Source organism: Longimicrobium sp., from assembly GCA_036377595.1.
Lineage (GTDB): Bacteria > Gemmatimonadota > Gemmatimonadetes > Longimicrobiales > Longimicrobiaceae > Longimicrobium.
This window is the reverse complement of record DASUYB010000175.1, coordinates 101539-117293: the sequence shown is the minus strand read 5'-3', so window position 1 is coordinate 117293 and position 15755 is coordinate 101539. Positions and strand designations below refer to the sequence as shown.

The 15755-nt window shown below is 70.9% G+C and carries 14 protein-coding genes; 7 read left to right on the top strand and 7 right to left on the bottom strand.

The features are described from left to right. Positions 1-317 precede the first annotated feature (317 nt). A complete protein-coding gene (locus tag VF092_29220) occupies positions 318-959 on the bottom strand; it encodes a hypothetical protein (GenBank protein HEX6751408.1) in 642 nt (213 codons plus the stop codon). Between the two features lie 155 nt (positions 960-1114). On the opposite strand from VF092_29220, the gene VF092_29215 reads away from it, so the two are divergent. Next, the gene (locus tag VF092_29215) at positions 1115-1681 is read left to right on the top strand and encodes an HIT domain-containing protein (GenBank protein HEX6751407.1); all 567 of its coding nucleotides are present in this window, start codon (positions 1115-1117) and stop codon (positions 1679-1681) included. 93 nt (positions 1682-1774) lie between these two features. Here the strand turns inward: VF092_29215 and VF092_29210 are convergent, their stop codons facing one another. The 3 genes from VF092_29210 to VF092_29200 form a co-directional block, all read right to left on the bottom strand. Further along, entirely contained in the window at positions 1775-2284 is a 510-nt protein-coding gene (locus tag VF092_29210) for a hypothetical protein (GenBank protein HEX6751406.1), read from the bottom strand. Beyond that, complete coding sequence (locus VF092_29205) at positions 2269-3048, bottom strand: hypothetical protein (protein ID HEX6751405.1); 780 nt, start codon at positions 3046-3048, stop codon at positions 2269-2271. The genes VF092_29210 and VF092_29205 overlap by 16 nt, the downstream gene beginning before the upstream one ends. Before the next feature lie 297 nt (positions 3049-3345). Continuing rightward, the gene (locus VF092_29200; protein ID HEX6751404.1) at positions 3346-5862 is read right to left on the bottom strand and encodes a prolyl oligopeptidase family serine peptidase; all 2517 of its coding nucleotides are present in this window, start codon (positions 5860-5862) and stop codon (positions 3346-3348) included. 482 nt (positions 5863-6344) lie between these two features. Between VF092_29200 and VF092_29195 the strand changes: the two genes are divergently transcribed. After that, entirely contained in the window at positions 6345-6824 is a 480-nt protein-coding gene (locus VF092_29195) for a nuclear transport factor 2 family protein (protein HEX6751403.1), read from the top strand. Positions 6825-6904: 80 nt separating this feature from the next. On the opposite strand, the gene VF092_29190 is transcribed toward VF092_29195, so the two are convergent. Both VF092_29190 and VF092_29185 read right to left on the bottom strand, forming a co-directional pair. After that, complete coding sequence (locus VF092_29190; protein ID HEX6751402.1) at positions 6905-7327, bottom strand: hypothetical protein; 423 nt, start codon at positions 7325-7327, stop codon at positions 6905-6907. Between the two features lie 310 nt (positions 7328-7637). After that, complete coding sequence (locus VF092_29185) at positions 7638-8015, bottom strand: hypothetical protein (protein HEX6751401.1); 378 nt, start codon at positions 8013-8015, stop codon at positions 7638-7640. 307 nt (positions 8016-8322) lie between these two features. On the opposite strand from VF092_29185, the gene polA reads away from it, so the two are divergent. The 5 genes from polA (at position 8323) to VF092_29160 (ending at position 15254) form a co-directional block, all read left to right on the top strand. Beyond that, positions 8323-11124, top strand: a complete 2802-nt coding sequence (gene polA, locus VF092_29180; protein ID HEX6751400.1) for a DNA polymerase I — start codon at positions 8323-8325, stop codon at positions 11122-11124. A 125-nt stretch (positions 11125-11249) separates the two neighbouring features. Then, on the top strand, positions 11250-12593 hold the full coding sequence (locus VF092_29175) for an ankyrin repeat domain-containing protein (GenBank protein HEX6751399.1): 1344 nt from the start codon (positions 11250-11252) through the stop codon (positions 12591-12593). Next, the gene (locus tag VF092_29170) at positions 12593-13102 is read left to right on the top strand and encodes a hypothetical protein (protein ID HEX6751398.1); all 510 of its coding nucleotides are present in this window, start codon (positions 12593-12595) and stop codon (positions 13100-13102) included. Before VF092_29175 ends, VF092_29170 begins: the two co-directional genes overlap by 1 nt. 424 nt (positions 13103-13526) lie before the next feature. Beyond that, positions 13527-14489, top strand: a complete 963-nt coding sequence (locus VF092_29165) for a M48 family metallopeptidase (GenBank protein HEX6751397.1) — start codon at positions 13527-13529, stop codon at positions 14487-14489. 66 nt (positions 14490-14555) lie between these two features. Beyond that, complete coding sequence (locus VF092_29160) at positions 14556-15254, top strand: zinc ribbon domain-containing protein (protein HEX6751396.1); 699 nt, start codon at positions 14556-14558, stop codon at positions 15252-15254. 98 nt (positions 15255-15352) lie between these two features. Here VF092_29160 and VF092_29155 read toward each other — a convergent pair whose 3' ends face one another. Next, on the bottom strand, positions 15353-15754 hold the full coding sequence (locus VF092_29155; GenBank protein ID HEX6751395.1) for a DUF4259 domain-containing protein: 402 nt from the start codon (positions 15752-15754) through the stop codon (positions 15353-15355). Position 15755: the final 1 nt, after the last annotated feature.

Sequence of the window (15755 nt, the reverse complement as noted above, 5' to 3'; positions counted from 1 at the left end):
ACCAACTCCGGGTGAAGTATAGGTGCGTCCCACCGAATCTCGTGCTGCCGCGATTATAGATCCTTCGGCCTGCAAACGCTTGCGCAGACGCTGATTACGGTCTGGCCGGCCTCAGGATGACGTCAGCTTGGGATCAGTCCGGGTGCATCAACTTTATTCCCGGATTTCGGATGACGGCTCTGATCTCCGCCTGACGCGCGGTAGCTTGATCCGCAGCCTGCGCAGCAGGCTTCCCAATGTTCCAGCCGCGGGTTTACCCGCCCGTCTCATACCCGCCCGTCCGAATCTCTCCACCGTCCCAATCCGATGCTCGGCACTCACGCCACCACCTGCGTCACCCACTCGCACGACTTCCCGCCCCTGGTCTCGCAGCGGTCGTGGCGGGCGGAGTGCTTGCGGCCGGTGTACTGGGTCACCAGCTCGGAGAGCGCGCCGGCGTAGAAGGCGCACGCGGCGCCGCCCGGGTCGGCGCGGCCGGTGATGGAGCGTTCCAGCGTCAGCGCCACCGGCTTGATCCCCACCCGCATCTCCGAGTCGCCGGCGAGCTGGCGGAAGAGCTTGCGGGCCGCCTTGCGCGCCGAGCGCTGCCGGGCGCCCTGCGGCAGCAGCCGCACCATCCGCCGGAAGGTGGCCGAGCGCTCGCCCCACGCGTGGCGCGCCACGCGGCGGCCCGCCTCCTCGAAGATCTCGTCGGCGTCGGGGCGGCGGATCACCAAGCGGATCAGGTCGGCCACCACGTCGGGGTGCTGCGTCCGCTTCCGCTTCACCTCGTCCTTGAAGCGGTGGATCTGCGTGAACACCACGTCGCTGAGCCCCAGCCGCCGGGGCATGCTGACCGCGATGTTCTCCCCCTCGAGGTACTCCTCCGGGCGGTCCATGTCGCGCATGGTTTCCAGGAGGATGAGCGGGAAGACGGGGGTGACGGTGGCGCCCGCCCCGGCGGTCTGCTTCGTCGGCATCGATGCGGTGGAGATCACGGATGGGTACGGCGGACCAGAAGCGCGGAATCTCGTCACCACCCCCGCATCTGGCAAGGCTGCGTCGCAGTTCCGGGGACGTGGCAGTATCTGTCCCGCTCGTCCACCCGGGCCTGCCTCTTGCACCCCCGCAAGCCGTGACCGAACAGACCCACCAGCCGGGAGGAGCCGTGGCCTCGAACCCCAACGAGAACCCCACCTGCGTGTTCTGCCGCATCATCGGCGGAGACGAGATGGTGAGCATCATCCACGAGGACGACGACATCATCGCCTTCCTCGACATCCAGCCGCTGCACTCCGGGCACGTGATCGTGGCGCCCAAGGAGCACTACAAGAACCTGTTCTACGTGCCCGAGGAGCTGGCGTCACGCACCTTCGCGGTGGCGCGCCGCATCCTCCCCGGTCTGCGCAAGGCCACGGGGTGCCGCGCGGTGAACCTGTTCAGCCCCAACGGCACGGACGGCGGACAGGACGTGTTCCACTTCCACCTGCACCTGATCCCCGTGCCGCACGGCGCGCCCTTCCCGCTGCAGCTTCCCGACCCGTCGGCGCCGGTGCCCTCGCGCTCGCAGCTGGACGTGATGGCCACGCACATCAGCCGCTGCATCCACGACGAGCCGGCGGCCGAGCCCGAAGCCGACGAGCAGGCCGTCGCCGGCGCCAGCGCCGCGGCGGCGGGCGCGGCCGCGGCTGCTGCTGCGTAGATCGGGATCGTCGCTGGAGATGCGGAGACGGCGAAAGGCCGGGCGTGGAGCCCGGCCTTTCGCGTTATCGTCCCACCGCGGCGATGTCGGCGGTCAGGGTGGTGCGCCCGCGCCGTCCTTCTCCTGACGCGGGCGGAAGTGCTGCTGCGACGCGCCCCAGAGGTGCATGTCCACCACCGCCCAGGGGAGCCCCGGCCGCCAGCCCGTCAGCGTGTACCGCTCGCGGTGGGTGAGCTCGCCCCGCAGCACCGTCACGGACACGTACGCCACCGAGTCCGCCACCGTCAGCGAGTCGAGCCAGACGGTGGGCCGCGCGCGGCGGACGGGCTCGCCGGCGGGGGCGCCGCAGGGCCCGGTGGTGTCGATCATCCGCCGCATCGGCGGCAGGATGACGCCCATGTACTCCGCCGGCGGGCCCAGCAGCCGCGCCACGGAGCATCCGTCGAAGCGCGTGCTGTCGGCCAGCCACGCGCCGCGGAACGACATCACCGCGCTCAGCGCCGCCGGCCCGGGGCGCGAGAACAGCCCCTGCGCAGCGGCGCGCGGCACGACGACGACCGTCATCGCCGCGGCGAGCAGCGTCCGGATCAGCGCTTGATGCACGAGTTCGGTCCCGGGTTCAGCCGGCTGAACGGATGCTCGGCGTACGAGTCCTTGTGGTCGACCCAGGTCGGGTCGGAGTGATGGTAGCCAAGGACGTGCAGCAGCTCATGCAAGGCGCTGACCGCCAGGTCCCTCGCTTCCGTGGCGTTCCCCGCCGCGGCGGCGTCGAGCCCGCTCGGGTCGAAGTGGATCTTCCCCTGGAAGGCCGCGCCGTAGTGGCTGGCGGTGTCGGGGTTGTCGTAGGCGCCGCGGAAGACGTTCCCCGCCGCGAGCTGCGCGTTGAAGTCGCTGAACATCTGCGCGCACTCGTCCTTCGCGTCGGGGTCGGTGAACTCGCTGTCCGGCCGCCGGTTGGAGGCCAGCGCGTTCTTGATCGTCTCGCGGTCGACGTCGGTCAGCGGCTGGTTGCAGTTGGGGTCCTTTTCGGCGTTGCACGTGCCCTCGACCACCGTGGTGGTGGTCGTCGTCGTGCCCCCTCCTCCGCCTCCGCTGGTCGGGTCGCCGGCCTGCGTGCCGGTCGTTCCGCCGGTGGTGGTGGTGCCGGACCCGTCGGTGGCCGACTTGCAGTCGGGGTACACGCCGCCGTACTTGCAGGTGGTGGTTTCGAGGGTTTCGAGCTGGATGGCCGTCTCGCCGCTGGGGCCGCCGGGGGCGCGGGCGGTGCCCGCGGGGTTCTCGCCGCAGGCGGCGGCGAGCAGGGCCACGCCCAGCACGGCCGGGATCAGCCGGGGCCGGTGCGGCGCCCCGATGTGTCTGCACTGCATGGTGACGTGGAAGAATTCTGGGGATTGGATCGACCGTGGCCGGAGGATTACGCGGCCGTCGTGTTCGAGTAGATGGGTAGAAACATATGATTACATCGCCGAACGCTCAATGGGTGCCCATGTGGATGGGGATACGATTCTCGTGCACTTCCGAGTACTGCTCTGTCTCACGCGGAGACGCGGAGGCGCGGAGAACTGATGATCCGTCTCTGTGCCCTCCGCCGACCCGGCAATGAGAGCGCCGGCATCCGCGGCGAACCGCGGATGCCGGCGCAACTCCATCTCCCGCTCCGGGGATCAGTTCCCCGTGGTCGACGCCGAGCGCTGCTGCGGCTGGCGCGGGCCGGCGTTCTTCACGTAGCGGTCCATCCAGCGCACCATCTCGGCGAGGGTGTGCAGTGTGGCCTCGCGGCCGCGGTAGCCGTGCGCCTCGTACGGCAGCACCACGTAGCGCACCGTGGCGCCGTGCCCCTTCAGCGCCGCGTACATCCGCTCGCTCTGGATGGGGAAGGTGCCGCTGTTGTCGTCCATCTCGCCGTGGATCAGCAGGATCGGCTCGTTGATCTGGTTGGCGTAGGTGAACGGGCTCATCCGCGTGTAGATGTCCGTCGCCTGCCAGTAGGTGCGCTGCTCGGCCTGGAAGCCGAACGGCGTCAGCGTGCGGTTGTAGGCGCCGCTGCGCGCGATCCCCGCGCGGAAGATGTCGCTGTGCGCCAGCAGGTTGGCGGTCATGAACGCGCCGTAGCTGTGCCCGCCGATGCCGATGTGGTCGCGGTCCGCCACCCCCATCTCCACCACCTTGTCGACCGCCGCCTGCGCGCTGGCCACCAGCTGCTCGACGTAGGTGTCGTTCGGCTCCTTGTCGCCCTCGCCGATGATGGGCATGGTGGGGTTGTCGAAGATCGCGTAGCCCTGCGTGAGCAGGAACAGGTGGCTGATCCCCGCCGGCCGCGAGAAGCGGTTGGGCGATCCCTGCACCTGCGCCGCCGCGCCGGCGTCGCGGAACTCCGTGGGATACGCCCACATCAGCATGGGCAGCCGCCCGTCGCGCTGGGGATTGTAGTTGGGCGGGAGATAGAGGGTGCCCGAGAGCTGCACGCCGTCGCCACGCCGGTAGGTCACCAGCTGCCGCGTGATCCCCGCCAGCTGCGGCGCGGGGTCGGGGAAGCGGGTGATGGCCACCGCCTGCCCGCCGGGGAGCGTCCGCACGAAGTAGTTGGGCGCCTCGGCCTGCGACTCGCGGCGGGTGAGGATGCGGCCGCCGTCGGCGTCCAGCACCGTCACCACCTCCTCGTAGTACGGGTCCTCGGCCTGCCAGATGCGCGTGCTCTTCCCGTCGGCGATGCTCATCCGCGCCAGGAACGGATAGTCGCCGCGCTGCGAGGCGCCCGCGCCGGTCAGGTAGATCGACCCGCCGTCGGGGGTGAAGAGGAGGAGCGACTCGCCGCGCGCGTCGCGGCGCAGCACCGGGAAGCCGGGGTCGGCGTAGCGGTCCTGGTAGCTGCGGTCCAGCAGCAGCCGCGGCTGGCCGGGATTGGTGGGGTTGACGGCGAAGCGCTTTTCGCGGCGGGTGCTCCACCAGCGCTCGAGCACGATGGCGAAGTCGCCGCGGCCCCAGAACGCGCCGCTGTAGCGCTGGTCCAGGTCCATCAGCTTGCGCGGCTGGCCGGTGAAGGGCGCGTCGAGCTGGAAGAGCCGGTCGTGCACGTCCACCCGGCGCGACGGGTCGCCGCCGTCCTGCGCCTCGGCCCACACCAGCGTGGCCGGCGCGTCGCCGCGCCACTCGATCTCGCGCGGGCCGGTGATCACCGCGTCGAACGCGGGCGGCAGGTTGTCGGCCAGCGGCTGGTCGGCGATGCGCTTGACCACGGCGCCGCGCGTGTCCAGCACCAGCGCCTCGTAGGGGAAGCTCCCCGCGCTCACCTGGTAGCTGAACGGGCGGTGGATCTTCCGCGCCAGGATGTAGCGCCCGTCGGGCGACGGGTCGAACGCGGAGTAGATCCCCGGCTGCCCCACGCTGGCCGCCGCGCCGCCGTCCACGGGCACGCGCACCATCTGCGCGGTGAAGTAGTGCTCGAACAGCCGCTCGTCGTACGGGTTCTTGAGCATGTCCTCCAGCGTGCGCACCGGCGCGGCGCGGCCCGAGCTCTCCTGGATCACCGGGCCCTCGGGCACGCGCGAGCGCTCCGGCGCCGCGCCGCGCCCGGCGGGAACGCGCAGCGCCAGGACCGCGCGCCCGTCCGGCATCCAGCGGAAGGGGTTGCCGAACGCGGCGTTCAGCACCGCGGGCAGCAGCCGCCGGGCCGTGCCGGTGCGCGCGTCGGCCACCCACAGCTCGATCCCCGTCTCGGTGAAGACCGTGAACGCCAGCTTCGACCCGTCGGGCGACCACTGCGGGAACGCGGCGCGGGCGCGCGGCGGCAGGCGCACCTCGCGATTCGCGCCGCCGGCCAGGTCCTGGAAGGTGATGGAGGTGAGATAGCCGACCCGCGCCGCGTTCCATCCGTTGGTGCGCGGGTTGAGGCGGTAGCCGGCCAGCCCCAGCCACGGCTCGGCCATCTCCTGCAGCGACGGCAGGTTCTCGCGGCCCAGGACGGCCACGGTGCGCTGCCCCGGCGCCACGCTGAGCGCCGGCGTGGGTGCCGCGTCGATGATCTGCGGGATCGGCGCGGGCGGCATCAGCCAGGCGCCGGCCGTGGGCGTGGCCGCGGTCTGCGCCGTGCGCGCGGCCTGCTGCGCGGCCGCGGGCCCGGCGGCCAGCGTGGCGGCGGCCAGCACCGCCAGCGCGCGCGACTTGGAGGTCAGGGTGAGCATGGGCGTCCTGAGCGGAGGGGAGGGTAAACGGAACGGCGCGGCGCCGTCCGGTCGTGCGCGAATCCGGTCTCGGGGAACGCGCCTAATCTGCGGCGGGCCCGGCTGGTTCATCAAGACGGAAGGATGCGCCGCTTTACGATTCCGTTAAGATGTGCAATCCGGACGCTGTACCCCCTGATGTCGGATTGAATGGATTGTTGTGCATTCGACCTGCTCTGATAGAACAGTCTCACACGGAGGAAACGGAGGGAACGGAGGACTGCTCATCATCCTCCGTTTCCTCCGTTCCCTCCGTGTGAGACAATTCTGTTTGTAGGATCGCACAGCCCGCCTCGGGCCTCCGCGCGTATGGCGGAGCGATGCATCGTCATCCAGCCGGCCCGCTCGCGTTCGGGGGGATCGATTCTCTGGTGCGCGGAGGCTCCGCCGCTTAATCCTCGTCTTCGGTCGATGAAATCTCCCTTCATTGCACGGAGCGCCCGATGAGACGAATCCTCGCCCCGCTCGCGCTGATCGCCGCCGCTGCATGCAGCCACATGGTGCCCGCCGCGTCGTCCGGCGAGCCGGATCGGCCGCCGGCGCTGCCGGAGGGGCTGGGCGCCGCGCGCGCCGGCTACATCGCGGCGTGGGGCGGCACCGACCGGGCGGCGCTCGCGTCGTTTTTCGCCGACGACGCGCAGGTGGTGTTCTCCGACTTCACGCTCGAGGGCCGCGCGCGCATCGAAGAGCGCTGGCTGGCGGAGGACGTGGGCCGCGTGAACGATCTGGTGATGGTGACCCAGCGCGTGAGCCGCAGCGGCCACGACGTCACCGAGGCGGGGATGGTGACGCTGCGCTTTCGCGGCCAGGGCGGTGACGTCCGCGCCGAGCGCGGCACCTACGAGCACACGTGGACGCGCACCGCCGCTGGCTGGAAGCTGAAGATGGTGAAGATGGATACGCACCCCGCCCCGGCGCTGTAGCGGCCGGAATCCGGAGAACGGCGGGACGGCCGGGATCGATGGATCCCGGCCGTCCTTGATATTGTCCCCACGGATCGGAACTACGGCCCCGATGCGTCCGGCGGCGGCGTGGCGCGCGCCAGCCTGCCGCGCGCGGTCAGCCCCTCGCCGCGCCAGTCGAAGTCGAGCCCGCCGCCGTCGGGCGAGAAGGTGATGACGCCGTTGTCCACGCAGTCGCCGAAGGTGATGCGCTCCAGCACCTCCACGCGGCCGCGGTCCGCGTCGCGCAGGACCAGGTCGCCGCCGCACGCCAGCGACGGATAGGTGATGGTGCCGACCACGGTGCCGCGCGCGCCGTCCGCCAGCGTCAGCGCGATGGTCCATTCGCCGCCGTCCGCTTGTGCCCCTTCGCCCTTCCACGATCCCTGGAAGCTCCGGGCGATGGTGGACGGCGAGGAGTTCTGCGCGGCGGCGCTGCCCGCGCCCAGCAGGGACGCGGCGAGGAGGAGAAGTGCGATTCTCATGGGAGCTGGATGATGACGGGGTGGGTCGTCGGGAGATCACGGCGGGCGATACATCGGTAAGCGATGCGGCGACGCCGGACAAGCATTTTCGAGACGGGAGCGCGCGAGGCGGGATTCGCACGGGCGGGTAAACCCGCGGCTGGAACATTGGAAAGCCTGCTGCGCAGGCTGCGGGTGCCGTCTCCGCTCGAGTGGCAGCATCCCGCGCCGCCTCATCCCCCGAATGCAGTTGAAGCCTCGCGCGGTTTGCGAGGCTTCCCAATGTTCCAGCCGCGCCTTCAGGCGCCCGTCGCGATCGGATGGGGCAGATTCAGAGCAGGTACGCCTCGGGCGCGAGCACGTCGTAGCGCTCGCGGGCCAGGCCGATCACCTTGCGCAGCTCCTCGAACGCGCCGGCCGAGATCACGCCGGCCACCTGCACCACCAGGCTCGTCTCCGACCAGTTGCACTCGTCGGCGTAGGGGTCCAGCGACCAGACGCCGCCGCGCACCTTCATCCCCGCGCACTCGGGGCGGGCCTGAACCTCGTGGTTGATGAAGGCCAGCAGCTTGGCGGTGCTGACGATCTCGCGGCCGGTGACCGTGGTCTCCGGCTGCTCCTGCACGGGCTCCACGGCCGGCCCGAGCGAGGCGGTGCGCCGGCGCGGGCGGATGTTGCGCGACGTGATGGTGGGGACGGGGATGATCATCGGGCGACTGCGCGAGCTGCGGGGTCGGGGGGCGATCGGATGCGCTCTCTCTTGGCACGATGCGGACCACATCGTTTCGCGACTGAATACGCAGGCAGGACGTGGGATCTTCCCACCTGCCGCTCCCAAACGCCCGTTGCATTTCTAAACATCTGTCGAACTTTGCGACACCGACATCCGTCCGCCGCAGGCCGGGGGTGGCGTTCGCGGGGATGTCAATCCCCCTCCGCCGCTTTTGCCCGCGTCCGGCGCGGGGGATAGATTCCGCGCGGCTCCGGCACACCTTTGCACCCGCCCGCGAACGCACGTGGACAAGCCCGAGAAAACCCGCCCGCGCCTGTACCTGATCGACGGCTACGCGCTCATCTACCGCGCCTTCTTCGCGCTGGTGTCGCGCCCGCTGGTGTCCAGCCGCGGCGAGAACACCAGCGCCGCGTGGGGCGTCACCCGCTTCCTCATCAAGGTCATCGAGAAGCACGAGCCCGACTACCTGGGGATGGTGTTCGACGCGGGGATGAGCGACCGCCACGTCATCTACCCCGAGTACAAGGCCACGCGCGAGAAGATGCCCGACGAGCTGAAGGCCTCGCTCCCGCGCGTGCGCGACCTGGTCGAGGCCTTCCGCATCCCCGTGCTGGAGCTGGAGGGGTACGAGGCCGACGACGTGATCGGCACTCTGGCCGACCAGGCGGTGGACGGCGGGCTCGAGGCGGTGATCGTCAGCGGCGACAAGGACTTCTACCAGCTCATCCGCCCCCATGTCTGCCTGCTCAACCCCGGGCGCGGCGGCCCCGCGGCGGTCGAGGAGGAGTGGGTCGACACCCGCAACGCCAACGAGCGGCTGGGCGTCCCCCCCGAGCGCGTGGTCGACTATCTCGGCCTGATCGGCGACGCCAGCGACAACGTCCCCGGCGTGCCGGGGATCGGGCCGAAGACGGCGGTGCAGCTGATCGAGGAGTACGGCCCGATCGAGGAGATCCTGGCGCACGCGGCGGAGATCAAGGCCAAGCGTCCGCGCGAGGCGCTGGAGGCGTTCGGCGCCGACGCCATCCTCTCCAAGCAGCTCGTCACCATCCGCACGGACCTGCCGCTCACGCTCGACCTCGACGGGCTGCGGCTGGAGAAGCCGGACCGCGCGCGCCTCCGCGAGCTCTTCCTCGACCTGGAGTTCCACACCCTCGTCCGCGACTACGCGGCGCCCGACGAGGAGGAGAAGGCGGCGGGCGAGCGAATGCCCACGGATTATCGTCTCCTCGACACGCCCGAGGCCGTGCGCGAGGTCGTCCGGCGCATCCGCGAGCAGGGATATGTCGCCGTCGACACGGAGACCAGCAGCACCGACCCGATGCGCGCCGAGCTGTGCGGCATCTCCCTCTCCCTCAAGCCCGGCGAGGCCTTCTATCTCCCCTTCCGCCACCGCCTTCCCGCGCCCGCGCAGGGCGACCTGCTGGGCGGCGGCGGCGACCCGTCGCCGGAGGCGCGGAAGCAGGCGGGGCCGAAGAACCTCCCCGATCTACACGGGGCGGAGATGCGCGAGCTGATCGACGTGCTGCAGGACGCGCAGGTGCGGAAGATCGGGCAGAACCTGAAGTACGACTTCCTGGTCTTCCGCCGCGAGGGGATCGCGCTGGAGGGGATCGACTTCGATACCATGGTGGGCAGCTACCTGCTGGAGCCGGGGCGGCGCGAGCACGGGCTGGACTCGCTGGCGCTCCAGCACCTGGACCACAAGACCATCCACTACGAGGACGTCACCGGGAAGGGGAAGGCGCAGATCGAGTTCGCCGAGGTGGAGCTGGAGAAGGCCCGCGACTACGCCAGCGAGGACGCCGACATCGCGCTCCGCCTGCACGAGCGCTTCGAGCCGGAGCTGGAGAGGCTGCACCTGACGCCGCTCTTCCGTGAGATCGAGATGCCGCTGGTGCGCGTGCTGGCCGAGATGGAGTGGAACGGGATCCGGATCGACGAGGAGTTCTTCGGCCGGATGAGCGGGCAGATGCACGGCCAGCTGCGCGACCTCGAGGCGCGCATCTACGCCGCCGCCGGGCAGGAGTTCAACATCGGCTCCACGCCGCAGCTGCGGGAGATCCTGTTCGGCAAGCTCGCGCTGCCGGTGATCAAGAAGACGAAGACGGGCGCCAGCACCGACGTGGACGTGCTGCAGGAGCTGGCCGCGCAGGGGCACGAGCTGCCGCAACTGCTGATGCAGTACCGCCAGGTGGAGAAGCTGCGCGGCACCTACGTCGACGCGCTGCCGAAGGCGGTGAACCCCGAGACGGGGCGCATCCACACCTCGTTCAACCAGACGGTGGCCGCGACGGGGCGGCTCGCGTCTTCCGACCCCAATCTCCAGAACATCCCCATCCGTACGGAGATGGGGGCGGAGATCCGCCGCGGCTTCATCCCCGCCGAGGGGATGCGCTTCGTGGCGGCCGACTACTCGCAGATCGAGCTGCGCATCCTGGCGCACTACTCGAGCGACGAGGCATTCGTGGAGGCGTTCCGCGCCGGCGTCGACATCCACCGCCAGACCGCGGCGCTCATCTTCGGCGTGGCGTCCGACGCGGTGACGCGGGAGATGCGCGACCGCGCGAAGACGGTGAACTTCGCGGTGATCTACGGCATCGGCCCGTTCGCCCTGGGGCAGAAGCTGGGGATGACGACGGCGGAGGCGAAGGAGTTCATCGAACAGTACTTCCAGCGCTTCCCCGGCGTGCGGCGCTACCTCGACGAGCAGATGGAGAAGGCGCGGCAGACGGGGTACGTGGAGACGCTGACGGGGCGGCGGCGCTACATCCCCGAGATCAACGCGCGCAACTTCAACGTGCGCTCCTTCGGCGAGCGCGCGGCCACCAACGCGCCGATCCAGGGCACCGCCGCGGACCTGATCAAGATCGCCATGATCCGCATCCAGGACGACCTGGACCGCCGGACGGACGGCACGAAGATGCTGCTGCAGGTGCACGACGAGCTCCTGTTCGAGGTGCCCGAGGGCCGCGAGCAGGAGGTGCAGGAGCTCATCCGCGACCGGATGGAGAACGCCGCCGCGCTCGACGTTCCCCTGCGCGTGGAGAGCGGCATCGGGTTGAGCTGGCTGGAGGCGAAGTAGTCTTCGAAAGAACAGAAAGACTCACACGGAGGGAACGGAGGAAACGGAGGAACAGCGATCGGTTCTCCGTTTCCTCCGTTCCCTCCGTGTGATCCTTCTTCCCTTCTCTGTGGAGGAGGAGCCGCATGGACGACGATCCCCGCGCCGAATTCATCGAGGCCGCGTCGGTGCCGCTCGACGCGTGGCACGCTTCCGGGACGCTCGATCGCGCCGAGGAGCTCCTCGCGGCGCACCCCCGGATCGCCGACGCGGACATCTACACCGCCGCGACGCTGGGCGACGACGCGGCAGTGCGACGCTTCCTGGCCGCCAATCCCGAGCTCGCCCGCGCGAAGGGCGGCCCGCGCGGCTGGGACGCGCTGACCTACCTCTGCTTCTCGCGCTACCTGCGGCTCGATCCCGCCCGCTCCGACGGCTTCGTGCGCGCCGCCGAGGCCCTGCTCGCTGCCGGCGCCGAGGCGAACACCGGCTTCTTCTCCGGGGACCACCAGCCCCATCCCACGCTGGAGAGCGCAATCTACGGCGCCGCGGGCGTGGCCCACCATCCCGGCGTCACCCGCCTGCTGCTGGAGCACGGCGCCGACCCCAACGACGACGAGACGCCGTACCACTCCCCCGAGACCCTCGACGACCGCGCGCTGAGGGTGCTGGTGGAGAGCGGGCGGATGACGGCGGACAGCCTCACCACCATGCTCCACCGCAAGCTCGACTGGCACCACTCGGACGGCGTGCGGTGGCTGCTGGAGCACGGCGCCGATCCCGATCGCGTCAGCCACTGGGGGAACCGCGCGCTCCACCACGCGCTCGGCCGCGACAACCCGCTCGCGTTCTTCGAGCTGCTGATGGACCACGGCGCCGACCCCACGCTCCCGCCGCGCGAGGGGCCGTCCGCGTTCGCGCGCGCGGCGCGGATGGGGCGCGCCGACGTGCTGGACCTGTTCGCGCGCCGCGGCTTCGCCATGGAGATGGAGACGGACGACGCTTTCGCCGCCGCCTGCGCGCGCGGGGACGAGGCGGCCGTGCGGGAGATGATGGCGCGCGATCCGGATCTCCTCCCGCGCGTGATGCGCGAGGACGCGGCGATCCTGCCGCGCTTCGCCGGGGCGGGGAATACCGCCGGCACGCGGCTGCTCCTCGACCTGGGCTTCGACGTAACCGCGATGACGGGCGGGCGGCCGTGGGAGACGGGCGACACAGCGCTCCACCTCGCCGTCTGGCGCGATCGCAGGGATACCGTCGAGCTGCTGCTGGAGCGCGACGCCCCGCTCGAGGCCACCAATCGCCGCGGCGAGACGCCGCTGGAACTCGCCGTCCGCGCGCTCGCCGAGCCGTCGGAGTGGACACCGCACGAATCCACCGCGCTGGTCGCCCGCCTCCTCGCCGCCGGCGCGCGCCCCGACGCGGTGAAGCGCTTCCCCACCGGCTCGCCCGAGGCGGACGCGCTCCTTCGCCAGCACGGCCGCGAGTAGTGGAGCGTCCGGGAATCGACGTCGCGGAGGTCGAGCGGCTGCTGGAGAAGTATGCCGGCTGGCCGGACGACGAGCTGAAAGGCGTCGTCGCGGCGGCGGATGGCTACACGTCCGAAGCCGTTGCCGCGGCGGTCGCGGTGCTGTGGGAGCGCGGGATCGACGTCACGCCGGCCGACGTGCGCGCAACCGCTCCGCGTACCGGCCGCGGGCGCTGCGACTGCTGCGGGAAGAGCAGCGAGGTCGCGTTTCTGCCGTTCGTGGCCGCCCGCGACCGCGGCGAGGGATTCGGGCCGGACTTCGCGCGCGCGGGCCGGCGGGTGCACGAGCCCATCCTCCTGCGCCTGGGTATCTGCTCCCCGTGCGTGGCCGCGTGGTCGGACTTTTCGGGGCGCCTGACCGCCGAGGCGTATCTCCATCAAGCCGAGTACGCGGAGCTCGCGTCACACGGGCACGACGTGATCATCGACGCGGCCGAGATCCCCCGGTTCGGCTTCTCGCACTGGATCTGAGCGGGTGTTGCTGACCGCGGGACGCGCTCGTCGGGCTGTCATCCTGAGGGCGCGGCGCACCTGACGGTCGTCGTCACCGAATCCTGCCGCGCCCGAAGGATCTTGCATGGCGGGCCGGATATCCGCTCGAACGAGCAGGGTCTGTCCGTAGGGCGAGCAGATCCTCCGGTCGGCGCCAGGGCTGGGTGCGGACGAGAGTCTGGCGCGGCGCCTCCCCTCAGGATGACAACCGAGGTGCCTTGGGATCCTGGTTTGGCAACATCCTCCAACGCGGTGGTCGTCGCCGGAAACTTGCGGCGTTGTCCCCCGCCGGGGAGCGGATTACCTTCGGCTGGAGAGCCGGCGCGCGGCACCCGATCCCCACGGCGCCTCCCGCCACCGGTGCCGCCGGCTCACCCGGTTTCCCCGACACGGGAGCAGCCGCATGCGCGTCAACGCCCGAGACTTCATCCACCCCGAGGATGCCGCGGCCCAGGACCAGCTGCGCAGCATCCCCATGTTCGACCAGTTCGTCAAAGCCTTCCTGAAAGTCTTCCAGGAGCAGCTCTTCCACAACCAGTACATCTCGCAGGCCATCCGCCTGGGCCCCAACCAGCTCCCCCATCTCCACAAGCACCTCGTGGACTGCTGCCAGGTGCTGGAGATGGAGGTGCCGGAGATGTATCTCCAGAACTCGGGCGAGATCAACGCGTTCTCGCTGGGCGACACGCGCCGCTTCGTGGTGGTCACCGCCGAGCTGGTCGACTCGCTCGACGAGGACGAGCTGCGCGCGGTGATCGCCCACGAGGTTGGCCACCTGGTCTGCCGCCACACGCTGTACAAGACCATGGCGATGGTGCTGGCCAACGGCGGCGCCGCCATCCTCGGCCCGCTGTCGGTGGCGGTGAAGCCGATCGAGATCGCGCTGGCCTACTGGTCGCGCCGCTCCGAGTTCTCCGCCGACCGCGCGGCGGCGGTGGTGCTCGGCGGCCCCGAGCCGGTGGTGGAGACGATGATCCGGCTGGCCGGCGGGAAGAAGTCGGTGACGGCGGACGTGAACGTGGAGGAGTACCTGAAGCAGGCCGAGGACTTCGACAAGCTGGCCGAGAACGCGTGGGACAAGGTGCTGCAGCTGCTGTCGGTGATGGAGGCCACGCACCCGTTCAGCGCGCTGCGCGCCCGCGAGATCATGCGCTGGTGCCAGGGCGAGCAGTACCGGCGCCTGTCCGCGGCGCTGCGCGGCATGCAGGCGGGCGAGCGCTGCCCCGCGTGCGGCAACGCGGTGGAGCAGGAGTGGAAGTTCTGCCGCCAGTGCGGCACCGCGCTGCTGAGGGTGCAGATCGCGCCTCCCGCGGCCGATCCCGCCGCCGACGCCCCCGCGGCGGGCGCGCCGGGCCCGGCGCAGTAGGCGAATCCAAGGATGTGATCGAGGACGCAGTCGCGACGGTGGACGCTCGAAACCGGAGGCAACCGCATGGGCACGTTCAAGTCCAGCCGCTTCTTCCCGCTCTCGCCCCCCGACCTGGCGCCCGTGGGGCACGAGGTGATGCGCGAGTTCCAGGGCCGCGGGTTCGAGGTGAAGGGTGAGCAGAGCCTGACCGGGAGCTGGTTCATCAGCATCCACCAGGGCGGCACGTTCAAGGCGGTGGTGGGGATGAAGACCGCGCTGAACATCCGCATCGAGCCGGTGGACGGCGGCACGCAGGTGAACGCGGGGATCGGGATCTTCGGCCAGCAGGTGATCCCCACGCTGGTGACCACGCTGGTCTTCTGGCCCGTGCTGATCGGGCAGGTGGCGGGGATGGTGCAGAGCGCCAAGCTCGACGACGAGGCGCTGGTGATCGTGGAAGCCGCGCTCCGCCGCCACACGCCGGGATTCCACCCCGCGCCGGGCTACCCGCCCCCGCCGGGGTACGCGCCCGCCCCCGGCTATCCGCCCCCGCCGGGATACGCGCCTGCCCCCGGCTATCCCCCCGCGCCGGGATATCCGCCCGCGGCCGGATACCCGCCGCCGCAGCAACCGGAGACGCCCGCGCCGCCCGCGCCCGCCGATGCTCCCGCCGTCCCCGTCGGTGCGATGCCGGCCGGCTTCTGCTCCGAGTGCGGCGCGAAGCTCGGCCCCGGCGCCAAGTTCTGCAGCCAGTGCGGCACCAGCATCGGCGCGTCGGTCTGATCTCGAATCGTTCTCACGCCGAGACGCGGAGCCGCGGAGGAGATGATTCCTCCGCGGCTCCGCGTCTCCGCGTGAGGCCAGGGATCGATGGGATACGGCTAGCCGGCCGTGCGCAGCCGGTCGAGCAGTTCGGCGATGGTCGTCTCCCATTCGGCGCCGCTGTCGTCCTCGCCCCACAGGTCGCGCAGGTCGGACGCCTCGCGGATGCGGGTGACGGCGTCCACGGCCTGCGCGGCGAGCGCGGCATCGACGTCGCCGCCGCGCGCCCGCACCCACTCCGCCAGCTCGCCGGGGAGGTCGGGCGCGGGACGGCCGCGCGATGCCGCCACCGCCTCGGCCGCCGCGATGGCGATGCGCGCCTGCTCCACCTCGATGCGCTCGCCCTCCTCCGCGATCGTCTGGAAGGCGACCAGCATCGCCTCCGCGCCCAGGCGCTCCAGCGTGTCGAGCCAGTCCAGCGCCGTGTCGTTGTCGAAGGCGCCCACGCCCCACGCACCCATC

What these genes read in the sequence shown, in the direction of transcription:
- VF092_29175 (HEX6751399.1), top strand. Translation starts at nt 11,250, where the DNA reads ATGGACGACGATCCCCGCGCCGAATTCATCGAGGCCGCGTCGGTGCCG.
- VF092_29185 (HEX6751401.1), bottom strand. Translation starts at nt 8,015, where the DNA reads ATGATCATCCCCGTCCCCACCATCACGTCGCGCAACATCCGCCCGCGC.
- VF092_29190 (HEX6751402.1), bottom strand. Translation starts at nt 7,327, where the DNA reads ATGAGAATCGCACTTCTCCTCCTCGCCGCGTCCCTGCTGGGCGCGGGC.
- VF092_29155 (HEX6751395.1), bottom strand. Translation starts at nt 15,754, where the DNA reads ATGGGTGCGTGGGGCGTGGGCGCCTTCGACAACGACACGGCGCTGGAC.
- VF092_29220 (HEX6751408.1), bottom strand. Translation starts at nt 959, where the DNA reads ATGCCGACGAAGCAGACCGCCGGGGCGGGCGCCACCGTCACCCCCGTC.
- VF092_29160 (HEX6751396.1), top strand. Translation starts at nt 14,556, where the DNA reads ATGGGCACGTTCAAGTCCAGCCGCTTCTTCCCGCTCTCGCCCCCCGAC.
- VF092_29200 (HEX6751404.1), bottom strand. Translation starts at nt 5,862, where the DNA reads ATGCTCACCCTGACCTCCAAGTCGCGCGCGCTGGCGGTGCTGGCCGCC.
- VF092_29195 (HEX6751403.1), top strand. Translation starts at nt 6,345, where the DNA reads ATGAGACGAATCCTCGCCCCGCTCGCGCTGATCGCCGCCGCTGCATGC.
- VF092_29165 (HEX6751397.1), top strand. Translation starts at nt 13,527, where the DNA reads ATGCGCGTCAACGCCCGAGACTTCATCCACCCCGAGGATGCCGCGGCC.
- VF092_29205 (HEX6751405.1), bottom strand. Translation starts at nt 3,048, where the DNA reads ATGCAGTGCAGACACATCGGGGCGCCGCACCGGCCCCGGCTGATCCCG.